The organism is Psychrobacillus sp. (assembly GCF_056205495.1).
The window spans coordinates 1-7,816 of record NZ_JBAEAP010000244.1 but is presented as its reverse complement, the minus strand read 5'-3'; the positions used below and the strand labels follow the sequence as shown (position 1 = coordinate 7,816).

The window sequence follows — 7,816 nt, the reverse complement described above, 5'->3', positions numbered from 1 at the left end:
AAAAGGAAAACATCGATAACAAATAATCATAATTCCATAACCGCTATTATTCATTCCAAGTTTCTACATGCTCAATAGGAACCTCAGCTGCCTTTACCCTCCACCTGATGCTTGATGCTACATCTAATACATGAGTGTTCTCTTTAATCGTAAACTTTTCTCCATTATTAAAGTAAAAGCTGTAATAAGGAAGTTCCTCAGATTTTTCGTCTACCATATAATAGGAAACCTTATTTAACTCTTCCCACTGATAAATTTCTTTTTTTGTTGAAAACATTTTTCTATAAGAAATTTGGTCCTCATTAAGTGAAATATATGACAAGGAAGCATAATAAAACGTTACCACGCTTAAAGCAAAAGCAATTAATGCAGTTGGAATAGAAATCTTCCAACTTTTTAATAATCCCAGAAGAACAAAGCACAAAGCAAACGTAAAAACACTTATCCCCAATACCCAATAATTAATAGATGGTACATAAGTAAGCCACGAGTTTCTATCATAATAGATAGTATCGGCTACAATATTTGGCATTAATAAAATATAAATTGGTGAAAATAAAACCACGCATGCAGCAATTACTAAAAAAATATGTTTTATATTATATTCTCTTCTCATACCTAACCCCTTTGTTTACATAATTTGCTTTTATTTAATATTATCATATTTTACCAAATGTTATGAATATTTTTTAAAAAACAAAAAAGTCAGTGAGGTTGTCTCACTGACTTTTTGTGTTAAATATTTCTTAGTTCTCTTCTGTTTCTTTAACAGGCTCTTCTAATTCAGCTGGTTTTTCAACTGCTGGTTGTGAAGAGGTTGGAGCATCAACATTAATAAACAATTTACCTGCTGCTTTTTGACGCGTTTCATTTCCAAAGCCATCAATTGCTATTACTTCGATTACTGCTCCATTTGCTACTGTATCTGCTGGCACTGTCCAATAACCAACATAATGACCATTACCAGTTTCCATCATCGGTAATTCTGTAGCATTTTGTACATCTCCAACATTTGTAAGTGGCATATGAATAACAAATGTAGGTTTTAATCCAGACTCACTGTCAAATTCAATTTTAACACTTCGACCAGTTTTAAGATTTAAATCCGTTGCCGGTTTTAGGTTAGAAATTTCTGGAGCAATAGAATCAGCAGTAACCTTAATTGTCTTAGTTACCACGTTTCCTGCTCTGTCCTTCGCCTCTACCGTAATTTCATTTAAACCTTCTTCTAAAAGAATACGTTTAGAGAATTTACCGTTAGTTACTGCTGCAGGTTGTCCATTTACATGAACATATTCAAGATTAGCATCTGCTATAGTACCTTCAACAGTTACGCTTTCACGATTTGTTTTCTCTCCATCGACTGGCTTAGTAATAACCAGTTCAGGATTTTCGGTATCTAGTATCACTGTTACAGGAGCAGATTCCCCAGTTTCACGTCCGTCCAAGACAGAAACAACTGTAAATTCATTTTCACCTTCTGTTAATACTGCATCAAGTAAGAATTTACCATCATTACCAACCTCAGTTGATCCTACTACTTCACCATTTTGCTTCAACTCGATAGTTGTAGTTGGTGATGCTGATCCTTCTATTGTAATATCTTCTTCATTAGTAACTAAACCTTCAGCTGGAGAAGTGATAACTGGACCTACAACCTCGTAGCTTACACGAGCTCGGATCATGTAGTTACCCTCTGCAGCAGGTGCAGGTGTCCATGCACCAGAAACTCCTTGATAGCTTCTGCCAGCATTTGTTCCATTTTCATCTGTAGCTAAACCTGGAGTGTTAGGGTTTGCAAATGTTTGGCGATATACCATATGGAAATCTCCATTTACAACGATGTTGTGTTCCGTTAAGTCTACAACTGTCCACTCTCCATTACGTAATGCAGTTGCATTAACAGGACCAGCGATCATTTTACCTGGCGCTCCATCAACACCACTTGCATCCCATACTTCTACAGCAAATGCTGTTCCACCTGGTACAGGCCATTCAGTTGTCCAGAATCTGAATACTCCATCTGTTACAATTCCACTTTCTTTACCTTCAGGAAGTGACATTTTTACAGACCAAGCATTTCCAGCTGCGTTAAATGCTCTTGCATTTTCTGCAGTTCCGTCATCATAACCAATTTCCCCACCAGGGTAAGTGTAAAATGGCTCTAAAGCGATGTCTTTAGTAATCGGCTCGCCATCAATAGAAACCGGAACTTCTTGTCCATGGTAGCCACGAGCAATAACTTTTAACGTGTACTCTCCAACATATGCAGTAATCTCATAGTTACCATTTTCATCAGTAACTACTGGCGTGATATTAGCATCCTCTACTAGAAGAATAGTTGCACCAGCAATTCCTTCTCCTGTAGAAGCGTCTGTAATTGTACCGCTAATAGTGCTTTGCTCAATTTCGTCTAAAGTAAAGTTTGCAGTTGCTGTTTCATCTGCCTCAATCACTACTGATTTTTGTTCAGATTCGAAACCATAAGCTTCTGCTTTCACTGTAAATGTACCTGCTGCATGGGTCATGGAATATGAACCATCGGCCGGGTTTGTATATACAGAGCGATTTGTTTCAAGTACGCTCACTTGAGCACCAAGTGGTAGCAATGTAGGAGCATTTGTATCTTCCACTACTGGAGGTGCCGCTTTTAGTTCAGGTAAAACAGGCTTAATTTTATTTGGATCTACCGGTGCTTTTTTCACATCGATATCTTTTTGGTTATCATTTCCTTTACCACCTGTGATAGCTGTGTTGCCTTTGTTGTTGCCTTTTCCTTTTGAAACAGTACCAGTTTGAGAAACATCCGTTAAAGCTACGTCATCAATATACCAACCGTCTCTTTGTACACTTCCATCAGAAAATGCATTAAATCCAAGATAGATACGTTGACCCGCATATTCAGAAAGGTCTACCTCTACATCTCCCCATGCTGTAGATATTCCTGTAACCCTTAGTAACTGTGTCCAGTTTACTTGGTCAGTAGAAACAACTATATGTCCATAATCCCAAGCTGTACCAGATGAAGCTTGTTCAAAATTATGCCACTGCTTGAACTGAAGATATGAATTTCCTTCTGGCAAATCAATTGGAGGTGCCACAAGTGTTGCGTTCATATTATTTGCATACTGACCTTTTAGATTAGTAGCATATACTTTTTCTCCAGAGGCAGCGTTTCCAGGACCAGATGTTGGTACACCCCACTCCCAGCTGTTTTGGTTTCCAAAAGAATACCATCCAGTTGGTTGTGCTTCAAAATCCTCTGTGTACCCTACTGTAATACCTGGTTTTACTTGTACTGTATATTCTTCACTTGTTACTTCATTGTTACCAAAGTCAGTTGCTGTCCAAGTGTATTTAAAGGAAGTACCTGTTATTAGATCTCCAGGGACTACTACTGTATATACTCCGGACTTATAGTCACCAGATGAACGCCCAGCTTCGATTTGTTGCCAAGCTCCATTTTCATCTTGGTAGTTTAAAACTACAGAAGATACGCTGATATCATCTGTTACATTTGCAGTTAATGTTAATGCCATACCTTCATAGGTTTCAACAGGAGCAGAGTGCTCAAGTACAGGCGCTGCGTTGTCTTCGCCCTCTTTAGTTACTTGTCCTTTTAAAGTACCAAGTCCAGTAAGAATAGAAGACACTGCAGCTTCAGCATCTACTAAACCATATCCATAGCCATGGTTTGGCACTGTTGTATATTGGGTATCTGTTAAAGGAATAGCTGTATTTAATAAAATCTCTTCCATTTGATCTACGGTAAGATTTGCATTTACCTGTCTAAGTAATGCAGCAACACCAGATACAGCTGGTCCTGCCATAGAAGTTCCATTCCAACCACCTTCATATCCGCCACCAGGGATAGAAGATCGAATGTTGACTCCTGGAGCTGAAATGTCAGGTTTAATCTCAGCATATGGAGATGGACCGCGAAGAGAGAAACTTCCAACTATATTGTTAATATCCGTTGCGCCAGTTGCGAAAGACTCAGGATAGTTTGATGGTGCCGCTACTGAACCAGGCCCACCTGGGTTAGTAAACGTAGTATTTCCTGCAGAGAATTCTGGGAATATTTCAGCAGCACGCCAGTTGATTACAACATCGCGGTACCACTCATCTAGTCCTGCTCCGCCACCCCATGAGTTGTTGACAACATCTGGAGCTAAATCTACTCGTGTATTTCCACTTGCATCAGTAGGAGCTAATATCCACTGTGCAGCTTCTAATAAATCAGCGTCAGAGCCACCAGAAGCTGTAAATGCTTTAACAGCAATGAATTTAGCACCTGGAGCAACACCAATTTGATTAGAACCGTTTGGCTCACTACCTACCATCGTTCCAGTTACGTGCGTTCCATGATCTTGATCATCGAAAGGTGTTGGACTTGCTGAAGAGGTTGCATCAAACCAGTTAAAGTCATGTGATACTTGACCTGTTGCTTTATTGTACCCACGATATTTTTCTTTTAGGGCTGGATGATCCCATTGAACACCCGTATCAATACTTGCGACTACAGTACCAGATCCATCAATGCCCATTTCCCAGGCTTGTGGTGCTTTAACTCGGTCAATATTCCATTCCACATTTGCAACCTCAGCTTTAGGTGCTACTGCGTCTTTAGTTTTAGTAACAAACAGCTGACGTGTCTCATTTGGAAGGATTTTTTCTACCTCAGGAAAGGTAGCAATTTTTTCTGCAATTTCTTTTGTCGTTGTTACAGACATTCCATTTACGATATAATAAGATTCTAAATCACTAGCATTTCCTTTGGAAACTTCTTGTTCAAGAAACTCCATCACGGTTTCTTGTGATTCCATGGAAGTGGTTTTTAGTTCTGACACAACAGCTGACCTCTGAATCAGCTTCGTGTTATGAGCGGAAAGATTTTTTGACTCGGCATTTTTTCTAGCCTCTGAAGCTACTTTTGCCGAGTCAGCCTTTTCCTTAAATTTTATCAAGAAGGTAACTTTCTCTTCTTCTTTAAAACTTTCTAATAATCTACTACTCATCTTATCCTTCACAGAAATACTGTTTGGACTCGATTCTCTCAATGACTGGTGCAACTTATTATTAGCTTCTGCACTAACTACATTGGGAGCGATCAGTGAAAATGTCATAAGTAAAGTTGCTGCGATACTAACGGCCTTGTTTCGTTTAGTTCGTCTACTGCTCCTACTCAACTTTCATTCCTCCTCTGATTTTAGCTGGATCTTTTACTCCTACTAATCTAGGTTCTTTACCACATAGGAAACACAAAAACACCCTTTCCCCCTTTCCTAATTGTAAGTTTAGGTAAACAGATTCCATGGTGTCTGAACAAAAGCTCTTGATGTATTTACAACTATATACTATAATCCAAAGGATTTTTGTCGAATTTTGACGCTAACTAGTTCAAATATTCCAATTTGATTGTATACGCCTACTTTACGCTTATTTTTTATAGGTATTTAGATCTTTTTTGGAGATACAAAATTTTAAAAAAAATTCTTAAACCCTTTATTCTCAAAGGACAAGATTATTTTAAAATTTCAGTAAGAATTAGTTTATTCTGAAAAATGAATAAATTAACCTAAAAAGTAATCTTTTTTATTGCTTAATCACTCCATTTGATATCTTCTAGGTATATATACTTTTCATTATTAAATTAAAAAAGGGCATATATGAAAGGTTTCTTATGAGTTTTAATTATTTACAACGATTATTAAGAACCATTTTTTAATCGTTACTTAATACCCAACATGAATTAATGTTTAACTATTTTTCTAAACAACTCTTTTTGCGTGAATAGTGCCTTTTAAACATTTCCACTATTTTGCAGAGAATCCGACATTTTAAAAAAACACAAAAAAGGAAGCAAATGGAGTTATTTGCTTCCTTACACATTATTCCTTATAGGGATTTACAAGTGGCCATATACGGACCTTCTTCCTCTTAGAAAAATGAAGAATAGGTGTATTGTTTTCTACAAAAATAGATTGATGAGATAACATTGTATTCAAATTAAAATTTGCTTCAGCTTTTTGCAATTGCCATGGCTCATGCAAAATGTCACACCGTTTGACTTCTTCACTTCCATTTACCGTGTATAGACAATAGCGTTCAGCCATCCATTCGTCAAATGAACCTTTTTGTGGATAATAAGGATCTGAAATTGGCTTATAGCTACAATTTAAAAGAGCTCCACTATCATCTAATCTTTTACTATCATAATTTACAAATTCCTCTTTATAACTGACATTCATATCAGCTACTACGTAAGGCAAATGATATAAGGTTCTTGCTCCACTCACCGCCAGTAAATTGGTGGTATCCATGCTTATGAAATACACACCTGGCTTACCATCTACTGAGACGTACGTTCTTACATTAAGTTCAGGAAAAGCTGATATTCCAGGAATCGGGGGTACTGCCTTCATCCTGCTTTTGGTAATTTGGAAAGGAACAATGCCAATCCATCCGACATCATCAAAAGAATCAATTGTTAAGGCCTCTGGGACTAAGCTTCGTAGTTTATCCATTTTAATCGGGTAGTGTGCAAATAAGAGATCGTTCCAAGTTTGTTGCATTACCCAGGGCAGGCTTGGAAGCGGCCACTGACGGTGACTGTCATCCCAACCACCTTCTTTTATTTTTGAGTGATATTTCATACTTTTATCACCTCATTAACATTTATTATTCTGTATAAGTACCCTGCTGAGTTTAAATTATTCGTGATTTAGGGTATCGATTTATTTAATATCTAATTACTCCAATCAATATACTTATCTTGTTTAATTTTTAATATAAAAAAAGCCCCACTTCTTCAACAGTGGGGCCCGATTTTTTATATAAAATCGGATGAGAAAGACGAAGGGAGATCTTCTTCAGCTATCAACTGTTTCTCATACCAATATTATACCCATTATGAGCATTTTTATTTACTAGTAATTAATTACATTTAGTAATTAATATGGAATAAAAGGGTTTGAAATTACTTTATGTGTAATTATTATCCTTTGAATAACAAATACCTACCTATAATATTCCTCTTTTAACCAATAAAATAATATTTTTGTTTATCTTTAAAACTTTAGTCAAGTATTTTAACTTTCACCGACTGACGACCCCAGTTAATCGCATCATTATAAGAAGGCATGTAAACATCTATCTTATTTCCTTTTATTGCGCCTCCAATATCTCCAGCAATGGCTTCCCCATAACCTTCAACCCAAACTTTGGAACCAAGAGGTATGACAGTAGGATCTACTGCAACCACTTTTTGATTGGGGTTCGCATTTAAGTCGATCCCCGTTGAAGTAATTCCTGAACAGCCTTCACAGGAAGCAGTGTATGCAGTAGCGGTTACGGTTAATTCTTTTACGTCCGTTGATGCTGCTGGTTTACTAGGGGTTGAGCTATTAGCTGAACTCTGAGATGCACTCACTTGTGGCTGCACCTTATCTCCACTAACGACTAACTTATCACCGGGGTGTATTAAGTCATCTATAAGTTGGTTACTTGTCATTAGTTCGGTAACGCTCATCCCATACATAACCGCAACACCATAGATAGTGTCTCCCGAAACAACTGTATAAGTTCCTGTAGATTCCTCTACCTGTAATTGTTGTGATGGGTATATAATTGTTGAATCCAAATCGTTCCATACTTGTATATTTTCTACACTGACATTATTCTCTTGTGAAATTGACCAAAGAGTGTCACCTTTTTCTACCGTGTGAACACTAGATGCAGAAGCCTGTCCTGCTGTTCCTACTGATAGTGCCGCAATAGCAGTTAGTGCTACAATGTGTTTTTTCATAAAATGAAT

4 protein-coding genes are annotated in these 7,816 nt (G+C 37.4%); all 4 read right to left on the bottom strand.

What is annotated here, in order from left to right:
• Positions 1–46: 46 nt before the first annotated feature.
• Positions 47–616: a hypothetical protein gene (locus AC06OU_RS07025; RefSeq protein ID WP_475854908.1), complete on the bottom strand. Its 570-nt coding sequence runs from the start codon at positions 614–616 to the stop codon at positions 47–49.
• A gap of 130 nt (positions 617–746) precedes the next feature.
• Positions 747–5,126, bottom strand: coding sequence for a S8 family serine peptidase (locus tag AC06OU_RS07020; RefSeq protein ID WP_475854910.1), 4,380 nt, complete (start codon positions 5,124–5,126; stop codon positions 747–749).
• 765 nt (positions 5,127–5,891) lie between these two features.
• Positions 5,892–6,656 (bottom strand): YqjF family protein, encoded by a 765-nt coding sequence (locus AC06OU_RS07015; RefSeq protein ID WP_475854907.1) that lies wholly within the window; start codon positions 6,654–6,656, stop codon positions 5,892–5,894.
• A 422-nt stretch (positions 6,657–7,078) separates the two neighbouring features.
• Positions 7,079–7,807, bottom strand: coding sequence for a LysM peptidoglycan-binding and 3D domain-containing protein (locus AC06OU_RS07010; protein ID WP_169360178.1), 729 nt, complete (start codon positions 7,805–7,807; stop codon positions 7,079–7,081).
• Positions 7,808–7,816 lie beyond the last annotated feature (9 nt).

Bases quoted from the DNA above. Each gene is read 5' to 3' on its own strand.
- AC06OU_RS07010 (WP_169360178.1), bottom strand. From the start codon at position 7,807: ATGAAAAAACACATTGTAGCACTAACTGCTATTGCGGCACTATCAGTA.
- AC06OU_RS07025 (WP_475854908.1), bottom strand. From the start codon at position 616: ATGAGAAGAGAATATAATATAAAACATATTTTTTTAGTAATTGCTGCA.
- AC06OU_RS07015 (WP_475854907.1), bottom strand. From the start codon at position 6,656: ATGAAATATCACTCAAAAATAAAAGAAGGTGGTTGGGATGACAGTCAC.
- AC06OU_RS07020 (WP_475854910.1), bottom strand. From the start codon at position 5,126: ATGACATTTTCACTGATCGCTCCCAATGTAGTTAGTGCAGAAGCTAAT.